Here is a 20,319-nt window from a genome sequence, read left to right on the forward strand (position 1 = left end):
AGGATATCCTGACATAATTTGGTGCGTTACGGGCTTCGCACGCTTCACACCCTACTATCTACTGGCTTCTTACTTCAAAACTCATTACTTATTATAGCAATGAGCGTTGTAGTGTTAACAATATTTATATTTACAGATCCCCCCAACCCCCCGCAAACTCGGGGGGCTTTTCATGATAACTGTAAACATCTATTTGGTCATTGCTATACTCATTACTCATCTAGGTGCGTTACGGGCTTCGCACGCTTCACTCCCTACTATCTACTGGCTTCTTACTCATTACTTCAAAACTCATTACTCATTACTCATGTTTGGTGCGTTACGGGCTTCGCACGCTTCACACCCTACTATCCTATCCTGGTGGTGGATGAATAAATCTAGAACTCATAGTGGACAAAGATTTGAGCTAGTTTTATACTTAAAAAGTTTAGCTAATTTACTTACCCCTTTTCGTTTCTGACTTTTTGAGGCATACTAATTACGGAAGACCCAGATTTGCCAAGAACTGGGGATTTAACTTTGACATGATCACCAATCCAAACTTTTAAGTTTTCTGGCAGTTTTAGTTAAACCAGAACTTTCTAAGATACTAAAAAAATGTTCTTTACTCACAGGTGGTCTTTTTAATGAAGCTAAAAGTTGATTAACTGCTTTAATAAAACTTTCTGTATTATCTGACAATAATTGTTCTAAAAATATATCAGGATGTTTAGCTAAGATATTATATTTTTCAATTTCTTCAAGGGGAAAATCTTTTAAATTAAAAGTAACTATAACATCAGCTTCAGCTTTAATTGCTACAGCCACAACATGACGATCTTTTTCATCTGGCAGGTTAATCCCTGAAATATATTTTTCATAACCTCTAACAAGACAACCTATAACATGAGAATCCATTAGTGAACGAGTTCTAAGTAGTTGAGATTCTTTCAGGTCAGGTCTATTCCGAAGTACGGCTGCTATCCATTCATTATGAATGTCATTACTCCATCTTGGTCTAAACACTTTTATGAGTGCTAAGTGCATGAACAAATCTCTTAGCTGGGCTGGATAAAGTACACAGGAATCAAGTACCGCAGTGATTTTAGAACCTGTTTTTTGAGTAATATCACTCATAACCTAATTTCAATTCTTGAGCTTGTTCAGCTAATTGAGAAAGGGCGTCTAATCTCTGCTGGTCTATCCTTTGCTTAAAGCTAATTACATCTTCTGCACGGAGACGACGATGTTTTCCAACTTTTCTAAAAGGAATAGGTAACTCACCAGATTCTAATAATTCAATTAAATGTTGGCGACTTACTTCTAAAATCTCTGCTGCTTCGGTGGTGGAAAGTTCTTTCTCATTGGTGATAATGGTCAAGGAATTTCCCTTGGCAATTTCAGAAACAAGCTGTTGAACTAAATTTACTAATGATGCAGGGAGGGTAATAGACTCTCCTTGGGTATTAGTTTCAATCTTTATGTTTAGCCCTGTCCCTAAAAGAGCCTTAGCCGCTAGTTGCATTTCATCCGTTGGGGTAAGTTTAATAGTCATAAGCGTTTCAAAAAATTTACTACAATTACAAAGACGATTATAACCTAAACGCTATAAACAATGCAAACGCACTAAACACTATCAACTCACATCTTGCATCAAAACCCAAATGTTACTGGTTGTGGTTGAATAGTGAGTAATGAGTAATGAGTAAGACGTCTTGAAGTTTTGAAGTCTTGAAGTTTTGAAGTCTTGAAGTCTTGAAGTTTTGAAGTAAGAAGTCTTGAAGTCTTGAAGTTTTGAAGTTTTGAAGTAATGAGTTAAAGAATTAATGCGATCGCGCTTAAAAATTGGTTGACCGCGTCTGGGCGGTCATCTATCGCCCCGGATTTAAAATCCGGGGAACGGATGACCTTTGCTACTTTTCTTAGGCTAAAGAGAAATGAACTTTTTCTGAGGTTAATTTATAGCAATGAGCCAATAGATGTTGACAAAAATAATGATGAAAAGCCCCCCTTAGTAAGGGGGGAAGGGGGGATCTAATCCCTCAACCCAACCTACAGGCTACTGGCTTCTTACTTCAAAACTCATTACTTATTACTTCAAAACTCATTACTCATCTAACGGTGCGTTACGGGCTTCGCCCTAACACACCCTACTATCCTGGTGGTGGATGAATAAATCTAGAACTCATAGTGGACAAAGATTTGAGCTAGTTTTATACTTAAAAAAGTGCAAGGGTTTTGAATGTATTATGCTAAAATGAGGTATTTTTGTTCTTTTGATTTCCTAAAAATACAGAAAAAACACTTCATAAACTGTTCGGGAGTTCCCTGTCAGGCGTGGGCGTTCACGCTTCGCCGGATCCCACCGCTGTTCCCTGTTACTTAGACCAAAGCACCCTATATAGGAGATAATTTCAATGACTGCCTATCAACTCAAACCTTGGACACAAGTAGTTACTCCTCATCAAGACATCCGCGCAGGCAAACTAGATAACGCCGTGTTTGCTGCTAGTTTGTCTGGGGTGATTCGTCAAGATAAAAACTGTCCCCCTGTATATAAAAATGCTCGTTCTTTTTTTGAAGCTACCTATCTAACTAGAGAGTTAAGACAATTATTAGAAGAGGTTTTAAAAGGATTATCAGGTAAAGGGGGGGATAGAGTTTTACAATTGCGCACCCCATTTGGTGGAGGTAAAACCCATACTTTAGTTAGTTTATATCACTTAACCCAACATCGAGATGAATTAATAGGAATTCCTCAACTAGACACCTTACCTAATCCCGGTGAAGTCAATGTTGCCTCATTTATTGGCTTGGATATGGATGTAACTACAGGCATTGAAGTAACCCCAGGAAGGCGAGTATATACCCCTTGGGGATACTTAGCATGGCAATTGGGAAAAGAAGAAACCTATCAATTAGTTGAAGAACAAGATCAAAAAAGAATCGCCCCAGGTAATGATATTTTACGACAATTATTTTCTGATAAGCCTACTCTAATTCTTATTGATGAAATTCTTGTATATGTAGAAAATGCAATGGCACTTCAAGTTGAAGATTCTAACTTGGGACGCCAGGTATTAACTTTTATTCAGAAATTAACAGAAGTAGTTAGAGATTTACCCAAGGGGGTAATGGTTTATTCTCTACAAGCAAGTGTTCAAGAAGCCGTTGGCAACGAAGGATTATTAGGGGTTTTAGATAAATTAGTCTCTCGTATTGATGCTAAAAAAGAACCAGTCTCCGGCGATGAAGTGATGAAAGTGATACAAAAACGCCTATTTGATACAGTAGGAGATATTAGCACAATTAGAGAAATCGCCCAACATCAGGGAGATATTTACCGTAAATTCCGATTATCATACGCTGAAACTAATAGAGAAAAACAAGAAATCGAAGAAGAAGCCCGTTTATTAATTGAACGCATTGAAGCTAGTTATCCTTTTCATCCTGATTTATTGGATTTAATGTATAATCGTTGGGGCAGTTTACCTAGTTATCAACGCACCAGAGGCGCCTTACAATTCTTAGCAAGAGTAATTTACACTTTATGGCAAAATAACGACCCCTCATGGTTAATTACTCCAGCTATAGTACCTTTACATGATTCAGAGGTTAAACAACAATTCTTTTCTCAAGTGGGAGAACGTAATGCCTATGATTCAGTGTTTTCTGCGGATTTAACCGGAAGACGGGCTAAAGTTAAACAAATTGATAACCGCATCGCCAGCGATTCCCCCGCCTTAACTCAGTTAAAAGTGGGAACAAGATTAGCTACAGCGATCATGTTATACTCTTTTGGCGCCAAAGGAGGAGAAGAACGAGGTGTGATGGAACAAGAAGTGGCCTGTGCCTGTTTAGATCCTCAGTTAGACCGAATAACTATAACCTCTACCTTAAAAGATTTACGAGACGAATTACTTTACTTACACTATGTGGGGGGTAAATATCGTTTTGAAACTAAACCAAATCTGAATAAACTGGTGGCAGAGGAGGAACATAAATTGACAGGGGATGAAGTTTTAAGCTATGTTCGTTCTGCTATAGAAAAAAGTCTACAAGGAGTTAAGGGAAAATACCTGATTTGGCCGGGAGATTCCGGGAAAATTGGCGATCGCCTCACGGAATTTCAAGTCATCTATTTATCTCCCGAGTGGGGAGAAAAAAGCCCCCAAGGAATTACCGAAGAACTCATGCAATGGGTAGAATATCGAGGTAATGATAAGCGAGAGTATAAAAATGCCCTAGCCTTCGTTATTCCTAATCCTGTACAAATGGATAAAGCCCACATTGCCTCCCGTAGTAGTCAGGCGATTTCTCAACTTCTCCAAGAAAAGAAAAAATATAAGTTCTCTGATGAAGATGTAGAAGCATTAGGGGTAAAACAGAAAAATGCTGAAATAGCTTTGAATTCTGCCCTTCAACGTTTATATACAGAAATCATCTTACCCCTCCCTAATAAAAACTCGGAAATGACCAGTCCTTTAAAATTAGAAGTAATTGACTTACAATCTCAACTCCATACTTCTAAAAAGTTACAAGAACGAGTGTTAGAAGCACTCAAGAATCAAGTTTTTGATACCCTTACGGTTAATAAATTAGTTCGTTTAACAGGATTAAGTGAACAAAAGCCATATATCCAAGCTAAAGAATTAATCGCTTACTTCTTTAAGTTTCCTGATTATCCCAAGCTATTAAGTGAAGAAGCGGTCAAAACAGCGATTTTACAAGCAGTTGAACAAGGAAATCTGGGTTACGTCGCCAGTTTAATCATTCCTCCCACAGGTTTACCCACTCTGGAGAATGCAAAATTAATTAGTTATCAAAAAAAGATTTCTCCTAGTGAATTAGATTTAAATGGATATTTAATAACCCCCACACTCGTTGAAACCCTAAGATCCCAATTAATTGAACCAAAGAATACAGTAGATACTTATAGTTCTTATCATCATCAGGATACTAAGAATGACAAGATAAATCCCATAGCTAGAGAAGCTGCCAGCACTTTTAATGTAACTCTTCAGACTTCTAGTGTACCTGTTGAAGAAACAGGAAACAGTAGTATTAGTCGCTCAATCATAACAGCAATTAAAGAAGGTAAACAACCAGCGCTAGAATATCGCTTAGATACGGTAATTGATAAAGCCCATTTATTTGATGTAATGCAAGTCATACAAAATTTATCCGATGAAGCTGAGAATATGAGCATTTCTATTAAAGTCACAGCGACTAAATCTCAAGGTTTTGATGTTAATTGGTTACGCAATGCAATTGAAGAACCTTTAGATGAAAATGATATTAAAGCATCAACTAGAATCGAATAAAGTAGAGTTTCTTTTTCTTAGAACTGGTAGCGGGTTTTTGATAGAAGATAAATTTGTCTGAAAAGCCTTTGCTATAAGGACTTGCGCTAATCTATAATAGAGGCATAATAGTCATTTTAGTTTTCAAGCTAAATCCCAGTCATGGCAAACGATTCCCACATCTTTAACACACAAGTTGCACAAAAAGCGGGACTTGATTTGACAGGAACCATCTGTAGTCTCGACGGAATCTATAATAGCCGTTCTAATCGTAAAGCCATTTTTAATCGAGGCATGATACCTAATATTCCCGAGAATCGAGGTCGCAGAAAGGGAATAAAACGAGGCGCGAGGCGCAATTATTCCAAAAAGCTATTTTTCAAGAGCGATTCTCAACCATAGAACGTGTTTTTGCCTGGGAGGATAAGTTTCGGCGTTTACTGTTGTGTTTTGAAAGGATTAGCCAGTTGCATTATGCCTTGAAAAGCTTAGCTTACACGATGATTAATTTACGGCATTTTTGTAATATTTAGGCTTAAGTGTTATTATCAGCTATAATGCTTTTATATTCGGCTTCACTAGCAACAGGACTCGCAAATACTTTTATCTCCTCTAACAGAGTGGGTCATTCTTTAGATTAAGCTTCAAAATAATCAACGGCTTGACTACTTTAACCGAAAACTAGCACTCTGTCATTAGATGGCGATCGCTACTAATATTGCTTACCCACTTTCATCCGTTAGAAGCAGATTTTTGTCAAAGTCCCGATAATCCCAAGGTTGATTCCAGCAAAAAAAAAGGAGGCTATAACTACTAACTATAGGTTGCCTCCTTTTAAATTGAAATTCTAGTTATCTTAGAGCAAAGCACCAGTACTATTGTACTAACTAATCCTTATTCAAAATTGATTTATTTGATGGCTCAATAGATTTTAATAACTAAAAATTGAGTATTTATACTAAAAAAATCATTCTACATTCTTAATTCGCGCATTCTAAATTACCCTTACACCAGCAACTTTTGGGCTTTGGTGCAAGATCTGAGGTTATCAGCCTATAGAATGCTTACATTCTTGCGTGTATACGCATTTGATTAAGATCTTCAAATATATTACAAAGTTTTTCTCGTAATACAGAATTTTGAGAAAATCTCAGTTCAAGCCACTTTTCTATTAATGTTCTTTCTTCTGCTTCATCTCCTACGTCCATCTTCATAAAAGGATGGAAATAGAGGATATTATAATTTAAATAGTGCTGCATAATGTCGTAAGGTGCAACTGTCCAATCAATTTGCCATACCTGTTTGGTTAAAGCTAAAAAAATTTCGATAAAAGGATCATCTGCATATTTTGCAATAGCTTCGTCAAGGCTTGTAATCAACTTGTTTTTATCCATTTTAGTCTTTAAAAGAATATTTCCTCTTTATAGTAACTACTCACATTCTCTTTTTTTCTTTTCTTAAATTTATCTTAATGAACTGGTAGCGGGTTTTTGATAGAAGATAAATTTGTCTTGTAATATTTAGGCAAATAAAATTCAATAGCTCCAAAGGTCTTGAGACAGCAGACCTAAATTTTTTGTGCCTTGAAATGAGAAATCTTGCAAAAAAGCATGAATGATAACAAAAAGTAGCCTGATTACAACTTGTTAAAAATTTAATTCAGCCTTGTGTATTAAAATTATCACTCCGCTTCATTCAAAACCCGCTACCAGTTATAGCAAGCTCGCAAATAGATGTTTACACTTATCATGAAAAGCCCCCCTTTGTTAAGGGGGGTTGGGGGGATCTGTAAATATAAATATTGTTAACACTACAACGCTCATTGCTATATTAGCTTAAACGGCGATCGCTCTTCTTTGATCTTGCATCTTTACCTAATGTTACTGGTTGTGTTTGAGTAATGAGTTTTGAAGTTGTAGGTTGGGTCCTTGGAATACGAAACCCAACAATTTCTATAGTACTCTCTATTTGAGAAATAAATAAAATAAGTATAATTTCTAGTGTAGTTAGCTTGATGGTATTACTATTTTTGTAGCTCACTACCTAGAAAAATGCTATAGAATAAAAAAACACTGAATATAAATCTTAATCTATGAGTAATAGTAGTAGAAGAGAACGGAAAAGGAAAAAGCCAGAACAAGACGGAAAAGACTGGCTTTTAATGGTTTTGTTATTTGCCTTTAATGTAGTTAGTGGATATACAACTATTGCAGGAGCAATGAAAGTGTTACCTCTAGGATGGGCATGGATTTTGGGAATTTTTATTCAAGCGATGATCTTTTTTGCGCTTTCTGAATTTATCTTAAAACACGCTCCTTTGCGAAAATGGATAACAGTATTGTTATTTACTTTTCTGAGTGTGTACACCAGCTTTTTCACTTATTACGATACACTTTATGCTGATAGTGATGTTAAATTAGAGTACAATCGAGCTTTTGCAGCTCATCAAGAGTTTATCTCAGAAGTTTATACTCCATTAAAAACAGAATCAAGAAGACTAGACAAAGAAGCTGAAAATACCTTAAAAGAATATGAAGCGGAATGCGAAATAGGTATTAATACTGGATTACCTGGATGTGGACCAGTTGCCCGTGAAATTTACCAAAGATATATTAATGAACAAAGTATTGCTGATAGCTTCAGAGAAGATATATTAGAACCTCTAGATCCTTATTTTAACTACGATACTCAGGGTTTAACACCTGAACAACTTTACCAAAAAGATATTGAAGCTTTGGCAAAAGTTCCTTCTGAATATCAAAATGATTATCAATTAGATATTTTTGATTATGAAGATAAAAAACAAGAAATCGATATTCTCACTCCTTACTACAGACTTGGAGATACCAGCACTATAGTACCTACAATTATTGCTTTAATGGTAGACGGTATTTCTATTATGTTGGGTACAGCTATTACCATCAAACGCACTAAAAAATCATTGATTACAATGTTAAGTGATTGGGTGGCTAATTTAATTATCGATATCAGAACTTCAATTCACAAAATTCGCAAAGGAGGGAAGTATCCGTTGCATAATACTGATGAATTAGATAATCCTAATATATCAGTAGAGATAATTAACTTAACCTTAAGAGGTAAAGCTTCAGAATTTTTAAACACTTTTCAAGATAATATTAGTATGGAACCGCCCCATGATGTAGACTTGAAGAAATTATCTGAACATCCTAATGATACTTTTAAGAAAGAGTTTCGTCGTCTTCTACGAATATTAAAAAGTCGTCAATTTGTAGAAAATGATTCAGATAATCCATGGCAAGTAACTGAAGATAAATATGATGTGTTAATGGATTGGCTAGACAAAGAGATATATCGTCAAGTTGAACAAGAAACCAGTAAAAATAAATATCATGATCAAATTGGTTTCAAGAGACCACTTTCCACAGAAGACGTAAAACCTGAGTCTATTCCTCTGAGGTTACCTCAATAATTTGGTACGTAAAAATTAATAAAATGGAGTTAAATACTATTTATCGGAAAATATATAGCAATTCTTATACTGGTGAGAAAGGTTATCGCTTTGAGGCAAGAGAGGCAAGAGAGGCAGCTATGCTGCTATGCTGGTGTTTTATGTACCTCATGAGTCCGATAAACGCTATATTTAACTCCAAAACAAGCAGATAAAAGATTTTGCTATCATTCCAAAACTTTAGGGCAAGATTTATGGAATATAACATAGGATTAGATTTTGGAACTACTAATTCGATTATTTCTTATTTAAAAAATGGAAAACCAGAAGCGTTTAAATACGGTTCATCTACTCAACAAGAAGAGTACATCCCCTCATTTATTACCTATGAAGATGATGTTATTATTATTGGTAAAAATGCTTTGACTGAAGTAGTTAATAATCCTGATGTTAAAGGTTATGGTAATTTTAAAATGCAGATACCGATGGTTAACAGTGTTGATAAAAAGCTGATAAATAGTCCCAATGCCATGGATATTACCAAAGATTATTTCCAACAATTATTGTTAACCAGGGATAATCCTAGCTTTACTAGAGAAAAAGGGAAGATAAATGGTTTAGTAGTTTCTGTACCAGAATTGTGGGGAAGCAATGATATTTATAATTCTGGTAGAGAAAACTTACAAACTATTATTAATCAGCTTAATTTACCCTTGATTCAGTTAATCAGTGAACCTGTAGCAGCAGCGGCTTACTATGCTTGGAAAAGTCAACCTTTTACAGGTAATTTATTAGTTTGCGATATGGGAGGAGGTACTTTTGATGTTAGTTTATGCCGTATTTATAATGAAAACAAAGTAGAAGTACTTTATTATGACGGTTTGGGGGATAAAGGTTTAGAATTTGCTGGCGTTGCTTTTGATATAAGTTGTGTACAATTAGCTTATGAAAAGACACATGGTTATCAACTAGATGAAAATAATCCTCAACAAAAACAAGAGTTAATGCTATTACTTAAACAATTTGAAGAAGTAAAAATAAGTAATAGTCAAAATATGAAAAAGAGAAGAAATTTTTTAAATTGTCTCAAAGAACCTGAAATTTATCAAGAGCAAAATCTTTATACTTTTGCAGGTAAATATCATTTAACATTTTCTGAAGTAGAGAAGGCTTTTTTGCCAATAAAAAAAGGAATTGAAAAAGTACTTAATGGGGTTAATAATTGGTTAAATAGTAATCATACTCAATTCGATAAATTATTTTTAGCAGGTGGTTTTTCTCAATTTCCTTTAGTGCAAAGTTCTATTAATCAAAGTCTGGGATTAAAAGAGAGGGATGAAAGATTTGATAGACAATTTAACTTAGAAAACAGTGCCTATGCTATTTCTTATGGTACTTGTTTAATAGCTAACAAAATAATTGATCCTATTGAAAAATATCCTCATACGATTGGTATTTTTACTAATCGAGAAACTTATTTACAAAATAATGAACAAATTGAAATAAAGATTACTGAAGATAAACTAACTTTAATTGAGGGAAAACTATCTTTAAAAGAATTGAATCAAGTTAATTTTTGCGATTCTACAGTATCATCTTGGGAACAAAAAATAATTCCTTCTATTTGGGTAGATTTACATTCTCAAGGTGAAATTTATCGTCCTAAGTTTGATGATTTAGTGCCAATTGATTTACCAAATTATTCTTTAGATACTCAATATTTAATGGGAATGCGAGTTGATGCTTCTCAGATTGTTTATTTAGTTATTAAAGAACTTAAAACCGCAGAAAAATATGAGTATCCATTAGGTAATGTTTTGAAACTATGCACAATTACTCAAAAGGAGTAAAAAATTTAATCTATCAAATCTGCTATGGTAAATAAATATTATGTGAAAAAACAAAATTAAATTAAAGATAAAAATTAAGAAAATGAAACAATGTCCGATTTGCCAAACAGAATATGATTTACAAACAATTGATTTGTGCTCCACTTGTGGATGGCAATTTTCTTCTATTCAAACCATGGGAAAAGTCCCTCAAGTTTATTTAGAACAACAAATGAGGCAAATAAATTGGGCCAGAAAATCTTGGCAAAATTCCCAAGCCCTACAAAAACAGTTAAAACAGTTACAATCAAACAATCAACAAGAATTTTCGCAAATTCAATCAGAATTAAAGCAACTAAAGCAAGAAAACCAACAATTAAGAAATAAATTGCCAAAAATTGAGCAAGATAGTATAGAATACCAAAGTCAAATAGAACAACTTAAACAAGAAAATCAAAAGATTCAACTTGAACTCAATAACTCTCAACAAGAATTACAAATTCAACAAGATAGTTATCTCGCCAGATTGAATGAAATACAAAATCTAGAACAAATTCAACAAAGAAAATTACAAACAGAAATAAATAATTTAAGAAATAAATATAATCAACTTAAGGATGATTTACAAGGGAAGGAAAAAGAAGAACAAGATTTTAAAAATAAATATTCTGAAACTAAAAAATTACTTAAAGAAGTTAAAGATAAATTAGCGCAATATGAATCATCTTCAGGAAAAAAAGATTACTGGGATGTTTTTAAAGAGGATAAGAGTTATTAAAAATTATTTTCAATTTCAATTTGCTCACCTTCTAAATAAATATAAGCATCTTCTAATTCTTGAGATAGTATTTGTAAATATTTTCTAATATCATCCATTTTTTGTTCATAAGTATCAAGATTCTTTTCTAAAGTTTTAAATTGTTTCCGCTTATGCCATTTGACGAATGGATTGCTATCTTCTAAATCATTTAGTTCATCTTCTGTTGTGTCTATTAACCTTCCATATTTAATTAAATTTTCTCTTAATTTACACCATAAAGCAAAAATCAAAGGTAAGTGACAATTTTCTGGAGCAATTACACCTGTGTTTGGATTATCCTTTAATTCGCGTCCTAAACTAACCGGGCAAATCATTACTAACCAACCTGAATTGGCTCCAAAAAATAAAGGAAATATTTTTTTCACATCTGCCATTAACTCTTCTTTACTTCTCTCATGGCAATAGTCATATTTAGAAATGGTAATTACAATAGGAAAATATTTAATCTTTCTTCTTTTTATCGACCGTTTCAAGTAAATTAGATAGTTATTCATTCTATCCACAGCCATTTCACTAATTATTTCACCTTGGTTTTTATAACTAATAGGCTCTTGTAATTTTTCTCCTGAAATACACAAAAATAAACAAGAAGTTTCCTCTAAAAAATTTTTTAATTTTTGTACTTCTTCTGTTTGAGGATTTTCTGAAAGAGCTGTGCCTCGATAATCTATCCATTCAAAATCAATTAAAGGTTGAGTAGCGTAACTCAAGGAAAAATCATATTTTATTATTTCCCCTACTTTAGTACCTTCTGGCCAACGGTTGGAGGTTTTCTCTATTACTAACTTTTGCCATTCATTTAATAAAGTATTGTTTTGTTCTAGATTTTTAGAAATTAAGGTGAAACTATGATTTTGTTGATGCATTCCACCGTACATAGCTAAGACATAAGCGGTTTTTCCTACTCCAGAATTAGCTAACATCGTCATTTTAATTGTTTCTTTTGGAGAAGTGTTATCTACCATGATTTATAATTAATAATTACATTAAATGAATTTACAAAATAGTGGAAGTATCTTGAGAATTATCTTCTTGGTCATCATCTACTGATGGCAGAGATAAGTTTTTTTCTTTCGATTTAGATGTATTAAACGTCTTGGGTTTGGAGGAGTTATGAATAATTTTCTTTTTGAAACTGAACCATAATAATATAAGAACAGTTTGTATCAATACTCCAATTAAAACAGAAGTAAAATTAGCAATAAGCAATACTAACGTAGATGCGGCAAGTACAATAAGTCCTGTGTTATATGGTTCTAAAAAAAACTTTTTTTTCTTATTGTTATTTTCTTCGGGATTATTATTTGATGGTTGTTTAGGTACATCAAAATTGATTTTATTATAATCAATGGATGTTGTTGTAATATTTCCAAAAGGGGTATTGCTAAAATTAGTATGATTATTAACCCCTATAATTAAAGAAATTTGATATTCTTTTTCTGCATAAATAAGAGCTGTTTCCCAGACAAATTTCTCATCTTCTTTGTTCCAAATACGCTGTTTAGAATGAGAATCTTCATGTAATATGTAGTTAGGATCAATAACACAGTTCTCATATTGTTTGTTCCAAATACCCTGTGTATAATGAGAATCTTCATTTAATATGTAGTTAGGATCAATAACACGGTTCTGATATTGTTTGTTCCAAATACCCTGTGTATATTTTTCAACAATAGGTGGATCTTTATATTTAATTTTGTAGGTTTTACGTAATATGTTTCTCAAGTCTGAGAATAAATTAGCTTCATTGAGACTATCATAATTAGGAATTTTTATTTCTGCTCCTTGCTCATAAATTTTAGTTACATAAGCAGCGAAAAGATAAATTTCACGATTTTGTTTATCTTTGGACTCATTTATTATTTTACTTAAAGGGCAAGCTAGACAAAAAAGACAATGTTTTTCATCTACAATTATTGACCAATATGAATTAGTTCTTAATTCTTGCTCATTTTTAAAGGTGGGATAAATATAATGTTTAATTCTTTCTTGTTTATCAACATCAAAATCATCAGGAATAAGTAAATAGCGATAATCAATATGATAAGTTCGAGTATATATAAGTCTAGACCAACGACGCATAAGCTAGTTTTCTTAGTTGTTAGTTTTAAATTTTAATTTGTTGGAGTATATCTTTTATAAAACACCAGTTTTGATTTTTATCGTACTTTAACAGATTTTGTGGTTTTGTGGCATTAACTTTCATACCTATTCCGTAAGTTATTAAAAAAACCTGACATCAGCAACATTGCTGTCACCTCGTCAGAAAAGCTATTTTAAAATTCAGAAGGTATATCAGCTAAGGTAAAAGTCATCATGGCTTCTCCTCGTAAATCATCGGCAATAATCCTACTTTTTTGTCTTTTTACCATCTTTTCATAAAAGTTCCGCACATCTCTACCATTACCAAAATTTCTGCCTCGATTTTCATACATATCCCTAAAAACTTTTAAAACTTTTTGGCTTACATCTGCTTGACAAACTCGTCTATTTTTTTCGCATAAGTTTAAAAAGATACCATACATCTCTTCTCCGTTATAATCAGGAAATTCAATTTTATTAGCGATTCTGGATTCAATGCCGGAATTAGCATTCATAAATTCTGCCATTTCACGAGAGTAACCAGCTAAGATTACTACTAAACGCTCTCGATAATTTTCCATCATTGGTACTAATGTATCAATAGCTTCTCTACCAAAATCATTTTCACTGCTACCACGGGATAAAGCATAAGCCTCATCAATAAATAGTACTCCATCTAATGCCGATTCAATTACCTCAGTGGTTTTTTGGGCAGTTTCTCCCACATATCTACCTACTAATTTAGAGCGATCGCTTTCTCTAAAATGTCCTTTGCGTAACAAACCCAAAGCTTTAAATATTCTACCAATTAAACGAGCAACGGTGGTTTTTCCTGTACCAGGATTACCTGTAAATAACATGTGTCGAGTTTCGGTATCATCTACAGGAATACCCGCTTCTTGTAAACGTTGATTAGCCAAGTGACTATCAATTAATTCTTGGATAGCTTGTTTAACGGAATTTAAACCAATCATCTTATTCAACTCTGTTAACAAGTCATTAAGAGTTTCTGTAGAAGTTTGATTTGTCTTAGATTGATATTCTTCTGGTATATCAGCAACTTGAAATGGCTCATCAATAGGATCTAATTTTTCCCTGACAATACGAGTAGCTCTTAAATCATCCATTTGATTAAAAATATTTTCTACACTTCCGGCGTTACCAAAATTTTCTGTACGATTTTCATATAACTGCCTAAGTAACTCTAACATTTTTTTCGCTAATTCTTCAGAGATAATGCCATTTACTCTCTCTATCTGTTGCTGAAAAATCGCCATTAATTCTTCCGGTTGATAATCTTCAAAAATAATTTCTGTAGGCAAGCGACGCATTAAACCAGGATTAGAATTGAGAAAATTGTCCATATTCTCAGGATAACCCGCCACAATCACTGCTAAGCGATTTTTGTGATCTTCCATGCGTTTTAATAAGGTATCTATAGCTTCTTTCCCAAAGGAATCATTTTCATTTTGGATTAAAGTATAAGCTTCGTCAATAAATAAAACTCCGTCTAAAGCCCTATCAATAACATCATTAGTTTTTATGGCAGTTTGCCCTACATATTCTGCCACTAAATCTGCCCTTTGAGTTTCAGTTAAATGCCCTCTTTGGAGTAAACCTAAATCTCGATAAATTTCCCCAACTAACCTGGCTACAGTGGTTTTTCCTGTGCCAGGATTACCTTTGAATACTAAATGTAAACGAGGGGAGTGATTAGTAATATTTTGTTCTTGTCTTGCCTTTTCTATTTCTAACATTCCCATTCTTTGCTCAATACTATTCTTAACGTTTTGTAAACCAATCATTTCTTGTAGTTGAGTCAAAGCAGGTTTTTCACTAATATTTCCTGATAACCAGCCTTGTTTTTTGGCTTCTACTAGGGAAATTTCTGAGGTTTTCATAAAAACATCAAACCAATTTTTCAAAGGCTTATTCTCTGCCCCCATCCACACACTTAGTTTCTCAAAATTTCGCCAATTAATATTTTTCTGATATGCTAATCTAAAGTGATTCTGCAATGATTTTAACTCAAATTTATCTGCACCACTAACACGAATAAAATTAACCCCCTGTTGGCGAGATTGTTCTCGATTATTAATCAAATTAGCTAAAAAAGTAAAACCGATATTCTGACAAAATTCTTGTAAATCTGTTAGATTTTCACTTGAGAAAATAAATATACAAATATTACGGTTATTAGGGGGTAATCTTGACCAATTAATTATTCTGCCAAATAATTCTGAGGGATTATCAAAGTTACCTAAATCTTCTGCATTAGAGAAAATTAAACTAGATTTTATCTGACTATCTCCCATAACTGTTTCCCAAATCGGTAAAATACTAATATCTTGTAAACGACTGGGATTATTTCTCGCAACTTGACTATTAGAAGATGATTGATTTTTATTTTTATTCCGTAGTAATCCTTTTTTTCTCCCTAAAGGACCACTTCTAAATAAAGGCTTATTATTATTATCATTGCTATTTTGATGATTCTGAGGAGACGGACGACAAAGATTACAAGAACGTTGATCTCGAAAATATAGTTTCTTTACTTTAGAATAGTATAAAATTCTTTTAAAATCATTTTCTTGAAGATATTGATGCAAAACTTCTTCGATATTTTGCAATAATAAATCAGGGGTACAGAAAGTATCATTAGTATTTATACCATACAATATAAAAAAGCGATCTCCCTGATTAAAGTTAAATCCTGATGTTATCCTTTTAACAGTCATTAGTGATTATTCAGTATAATAGAATTGGTACTTAGTGTCAACTAAAAAAATGTTATTAAATATTGCTGAAATCTGTCCCATCAGTAACAGTTTAGGACCAGGAAAACGGTTTATAATTTGGGGACAGGGATGTTGTTTTAATTGTCCTGGTTGCGTTTCTCCTGATTGGATTCCTCAAGTTAAAGCAAATTTGGTAGAACCAATCAAACTAGCTAACTACATTTTATCTATTTCTGAGTTAGATGGCATCACAATTTCTGGAGGAGAACCGATGTTACAAGCTTCTGGTTTAAGAGAATTACTAACTCACATTCGAGAGCAAAAAAATCTTTCCCTAATTTGTTACACAGGTTTTACTTTAGCACAGTTACAAGGTAAATCAGATCCTGATATTAATTATCTTCTTAATACCCTTGATGTTTTAATTGATGGACAATATGTAGAAAATTTGAACGATAATAGGGGATGGCGAGGTTCTGATAACCAAGTAGTACACTTTCTCACTAACCGCCACATAGATGAGGCAGATTTATTTACCAATCGTCGTCGAGATGTAGAAATTCAGATTAGGAATGATTCTGCTTTAATGGTAGGTGTACCACCAATTAATTTTCAACAAGATTTTGCTCAAATATAGGGATTAATATGAATCAATCTGTAGAGAAAATTTCCCAAATTATTAATCAAATTAACAGCGAAGATAATTTACTCGATTTTGATAATATCGAATTGCCTTTTGAGTTACTTAGTGGAGTTATAGATTTATTAGAACAAACTTTTCCCGTTACTACTTTACAAAATATAGCTCAAAATGATCAAGAAACTATTGCGGCTTGGGCGATCGCTCTTAACAAAACTTTACCACAACAGTTAAAAATATTAAAGCAATGGCAGAATCTCTTATCAAGTTTACCAATTCCTCCCACATTAACCACAAAAATCACTGATAAAATTAGTGAATTTCAACAAATTAATCAAAAAAAATCAGCATTAATAGAACAATGCCAAAAACTTTTTGAGGCAGAAAAACTTTTACGAGAAAGTCAACAAGAGTTATTAACTTTACAAGAAAAGAAAACGGAATTAGAAAAAATAGAACAAGAATTAAATCAGGTTAACCTTGATAATTTAAGATTAGAAATAGATAATAAAACTAATAGGATCTCTCCTCAAAAATTACGTTTAGAGGAATTAAAGCAAAAAAAATTAGAAGTTGAAAACGAACTCAGTGACTTAAAACAATTGCAAGAACAACTAGAATTAGAGATTCAGGTATTTAATCAACGGAAAAATAGATTAGAAAACAAAATGATTAGTACCACAAAAGAGCAGATTACTAATATTAATAATAAATCAGCTAACCTTAATAATAGTTTAAAAAATAGTTTAGAAGAACTCAACGAAAGCCAACAAGAATTCATAAAAACTAGAGAAAAACTGAAGAAAACTATTAAAGACTTTAATAAGTATCAAGTCACTATCCAAGAAATTGAATATAATTTAAAAAATCATTATCAAGCAGATTCAGAATTAGCCAATTTATTACCTATTGACCAAGAAAAAATCAATGAAATTATTAAACAAATCCAAGAATTATTAAAAACCTTTGATAATGAATTAAGTCAAGCTAGAAAAAAACACGAAAAATCAGAGAAAAAACTAAGGGAAATTGTTACTTTTTAGATGGCGTTGCTGAATTGGAAGTTGCTTAGCCTTAAATCGGTATGACCTTAAATGTTAAATAGTGCATTAGTAATCAGATTGAAGACCATAACATTTTTATCGATTTTGATTTCAATCCCTCGAAAGCCTTTTTATATTATCATGATTACAGTGAGGATTTTTGTGGTATTTTCTGAGAAACTGAAGATACTAAGACAGGTATTAAGATATCATATATACATGATAAGACTGAAAAACGCTTGAATTGAATGGGGCTAAAAATTATGAGTGGCGAAAAAAAACGTTATGTTAGTGTTCAAGATAGAGAATTAAGACGTTTACAACAACAAGATAGTCGTTTACGTTCCCTGAGTCAAGATTTACCAGAACGTTTAAACGCGATTAGAAATCAAGCTAATCAACAATTACAACAGAGTTTAGCACCTTTAGAAAGAAGATCTCGATTACAAGAACAACAAATTACTCAATTACATGGTGATTTGCAAAATATGGAAAGAGAAACGAATCAAAGGTTGCAACGTCAAAGAAAAGAATTCCAAAAGAATTTACAAGCCTCAGAATATCGTCAAAAACAAGCCTTGGCGAGAGAATCCTCCCGGTTAGAATCAGCAATGAATCAAGGATTTAGCCAACAACGGGCAGAATATTTAAAGATTACTAGACAACAACGACAAGAATATTTAAACTTAATTGAGGAACAAGATAGTAAGTTTACTAATTTAATTCAAGAAGAAAGAAAAGCCCGCCAACAAGGTCAAGAAATCCTGCAAAAGCAAATTAATCAAGTAGTTGGTAATATAGAAAAAAAAGAGCAACGAAAATTAGAAATCGCTCAAGATTTACTAAGTGATGTTAACAGCATTTGGCACCAGATTGAACAAAATTATCAACATCAACGTTTTGCACCTAATCGTCTTGATGATTTAAAACGAGAATTAAATACAGTACAGTATAATATAAATCAAGGTATTACTGAAGCAGCGATCGCTAATTCTCAACAAGCTTACTATAAGTTAGCAGATTTACGTTTAGAGTTAGAACAAAAGGAACAAGAATGGTTACTATATTATAATTCCACCTTCTCGGATTTACGTAGTTTAATCGCCGAAGTACAAGCTAATCGCCAATGTGAAATAGAAATTGGTGAAGTTGACGAAGGAGAAAAATTTCCAGTCGAAGTTGATTACTGGGTTAATGGCAGACTCACAGAATATCTTAATCAACTCACAAAATTAGAAAAGCAGTTACTAGAAGGAGAAAAAACCTTAACTACTGAAGAAATTAAAGCTATTGGTGAGAAAATAATGAAATTAGAACCAGAACTAGGAGAAATAGTTGAACAAGCTAAATTATCAATCTTAAGTTCTCAATTAAGGATAGAAATTGCTGATAAAGTAGCAGAAACTCTAACTAGTATGGGTTATGAAATAGAAGACGCTGTTTACGAAGGTGAAGACGAACGCAATACCTATGTAGTTAAAATGAAAAATATTGCTGGAGACGAAGTAGTAACAGTGATTTCACCTGAACAAGAATTTGGGGCTAATTCTATTTCTATAAATACTTTTAGTCCAACTTTAATTGATGAAACAGCAACTCAACAAAATGCCAAAGCTATTTTTGAAGCATTAGAAGAAGAAGGGGTAGAAGGAAAAGGACAAATTGAATGTAACAGTCAAGGGAAAAGCGAATATCAAAACATACAAGAAGTCAAGCAACGAAAATCCGTCTCCCAATCTTCATCCCCTAAGAGGGATACCTCACAGGGGTAGGTTTTCTACCAAGAGTTTAGATTAAATATCGTAAAATTAACTAAAAAACCAGGATTATTTCCATGAAAGTTAATAAAATACATCATGTTGCTATTATTTGTTCAGATTATCAAAAATCTAAATATTTTTATACTCAAATATTAGGATTTTCGATTATTAATGAGACTTTTAGAAAGCATCGTAATTCTTACAAACTGGATTTAAGAGTAGCTGATAACGATATGATTGAGCTTTTTTCTTTTCCTAATCCTGCTCCCAGATGTAGTCCAGAAAATTGTGGATTGAGACATTTAGCCTTTGAAGTAGAAGATATTGCTGAAACTGTTGCTGATTTAGAATCGAAAAACATCAAAGTTGAACCGATTAGAATTGATGAAATCACTCAGAAAAAGTTTACTTTTTTTAAAGATCCTGATGATTTACCTTTAGAAATCTATGAGTTATAGCAATCGCCATTACTGTTAGCAAGTCACTAGTTTGTTGGGTTATCTCCCTGCCCAACCTACAGGCTACTACCTTCTTACTTCAAAACTCATTACTCATTACTCATTACTCATTACTCATGTTTGGTGCGTTACGGGCTTCGCCCTAACACACCCTACAGGCTACCTTCTTACTTCAAAACTCGTTACTCATTACTCATTACTCATTACTCATCTAGGTGCGTTACGGGCTTCGCCCTA

At 33.0% G+C, this 20,319-nt stretch carries 15 protein-coding genes; 9 read left to right on the forward strand and 6 right to left on the reverse strand.

The window, feature by feature from the left end; all coding sequences use genetic code 11:
• Nucleotides 1-528: 528 nt before the first annotated feature.
• Together MW688_RS09090 and MW688_RS09095 are read right to left on the reverse strand one after the other, a co-directional pair.
• Nucleotides 529-1,116, reverse strand: coding sequence for a VapC50 family PIN domain-containing toxin (locus tag MW688_RS09090; RefSeq protein WP_486735650.1), 588 nt, complete (start codon nucleotides 1,114-1,116; stop codon nucleotides 529-531).
• Nucleotides 1,109-1,534, reverse strand: a complete 426-nt coding sequence (locus MW688_RS09095; protein ID WP_486735651.1) for a helix-turn-helix domain-containing protein — start codon at nucleotides 1,532-1,534, stop codon at nucleotides 1,109-1,111. Before MW688_RS09095 ends, MW688_RS09090 begins: the two co-directional genes overlap by 8 nt.
• An 862-nt stretch (nucleotides 1,535-2,396) precedes the next feature.
• On the opposite strand from MW688_RS09095, the gene MW688_RS09100 reads away from it, so the two are divergent.
• Together MW688_RS09100 and MW688_RS09105 are read left to right on the forward strand one after the other, a co-directional pair.
• A complete protein-coding gene (locus MW688_RS09100) occupies nucleotides 2,397-5,303 on the forward strand; it encodes an ATP-binding protein (protein WP_486735652.1) in 2,907 nt (968 codons plus the stop codon).
• Nucleotides 5,304-5,444: 141 nt separating this feature from the next.
• Nucleotides 5,445-5,684 carry a hypothetical protein gene (locus MW688_RS09105; RefSeq protein ID WP_486735653.1) on the forward strand — a complete coding sequence of 80 codons (240 nt, stop codon included), beginning with the start codon at nucleotides 5,445-5,447 and terminating at the stop codon, nucleotides 5,682-5,684.
• Nucleotides 5,685-6,346: 662 nt separating this feature from the next.
• Here the strand turns inward: MW688_RS09105 and MW688_RS09110 are convergent.
• On the reverse strand, nucleotides 6,347-6,676 hold the full coding sequence (locus MW688_RS09110) for a hypothetical protein (protein WP_486735654.1): 330 nt from the start codon (nucleotides 6,674-6,676) through the stop codon (nucleotides 6,347-6,349).
• A gap of 698 nt (nucleotides 6,677-7,374) precedes the next feature.
• Between MW688_RS09110 and MW688_RS09115 the strand changes: the two genes are divergently transcribed.
• From MW688_RS09115 to MW688_RS09125, 3 genes are all read left to right on the forward strand, one after another.
• On the forward strand, nucleotides 7,375-8,733 hold the full coding sequence (locus MW688_RS09115) for a hypothetical protein (RefSeq protein WP_486735655.1): 1,359 nt from the start codon (nucleotides 7,375-7,377) through the stop codon (nucleotides 8,731-8,733).
• Nucleotides 8,734-8,966: 233 nt separating this feature from the next.
• Nucleotides 8,967-10,562: an Hsp70 family protein gene (locus MW688_RS09120; RefSeq protein WP_486735656.1), complete on the forward strand. Its 1,596-nt coding sequence runs from the start codon at nucleotides 8,967-8,969 to the stop codon at nucleotides 10,560-10,562.
• 82 nt (nucleotides 10,563-10,644) lie between these two features.
• A complete protein-coding gene (locus MW688_RS09125; protein WP_486735657.1) occupies nucleotides 10,645-11,319 on the forward strand; it encodes a hypothetical protein in 675 nt (224 codons plus the stop codon).
• Here the strand turns inward: MW688_RS09125 and MW688_RS09130 are convergent.
• The 3 genes from MW688_RS09130 to MW688_RS09140 form a co-directional block, all read right to left on the reverse strand.
• A complete protein-coding gene (locus MW688_RS09130; RefSeq protein WP_486735658.1) occupies nucleotides 11,316-12,326 on the reverse strand; it encodes a hypothetical protein in 1,011 nt (336 codons plus the stop codon). The two genes, MW688_RS09125 and MW688_RS09130, sit on opposite strands and share 4 nt — an antisense overlap.
• Before the next feature lie 31 nt (nucleotides 12,327-12,357).
• A complete protein-coding gene (locus tag MW688_RS09135) occupies nucleotides 12,358-13,443 on the reverse strand; it encodes a hypothetical protein (protein WP_486735659.1) in 1,086 nt (361 codons plus the stop codon).
• Nucleotides 13,444-13,637: 194 nt separating this feature from the next.
• A complete protein-coding gene (locus tag MW688_RS09140) occupies nucleotides 13,638-16,181 on the reverse strand; it encodes an AAA family ATPase (RefSeq protein ID WP_486735660.1) in 2,544 nt (847 codons plus the stop codon).
• Between the two features lie 49 nt (nucleotides 16,182-16,230).
• Here MW688_RS09140 and MW688_RS09145 point away from each other — a divergent pair, with 49 nt between their 5' ends.
• From MW688_RS09145 to gloA2, 4 genes are all read left to right on the forward strand, one after another.
• Nucleotides 16,231-16,818, forward strand: coding sequence for a 4Fe-4S single cluster domain-containing protein (locus MW688_RS09145; RefSeq protein ID WP_486735661.1), 588 nt, complete (start codon nucleotides 16,231-16,233; stop codon nucleotides 16,816-16,818).
• A gap of 8 nt (nucleotides 16,819-16,826) precedes the next feature.
• Entirely contained in the window at nucleotides 16,827-17,864 is a 1,038-nt protein-coding gene (locus MW688_RS09150) for a hypothetical protein (protein WP_486735662.1), read from the forward strand.
• Nucleotides 17,865-18,127: 263 nt separating this feature from the next.
• Nucleotides 18,128-19,636: a hypothetical protein gene (locus MW688_RS09155; protein ID WP_486735663.1), complete on the forward strand. Its 1,509-nt coding sequence runs from the start codon at nucleotides 18,128-18,130 to the stop codon at nucleotides 19,634-19,636.
• 62 nt (nucleotides 19,637-19,698) lie between these two features.
• The gene (gene gloA2, locus MW688_RS09160) at nucleotides 19,699-20,082 is read left to right on the forward strand and encodes an SMU1112c/YaeR family gloxylase I-like metalloprotein (protein WP_486735664.1); all 384 of its coding nucleotides are present in this window, start codon (nucleotides 19,699-19,701) and stop codon (nucleotides 20,080-20,082) included.
• The last annotated feature ends 237 nt before the right edge of the window (nucleotides 20,083-20,319 follow it).

Source organism: Johannesbaptistia floridana, assembly GCF_057440575.1.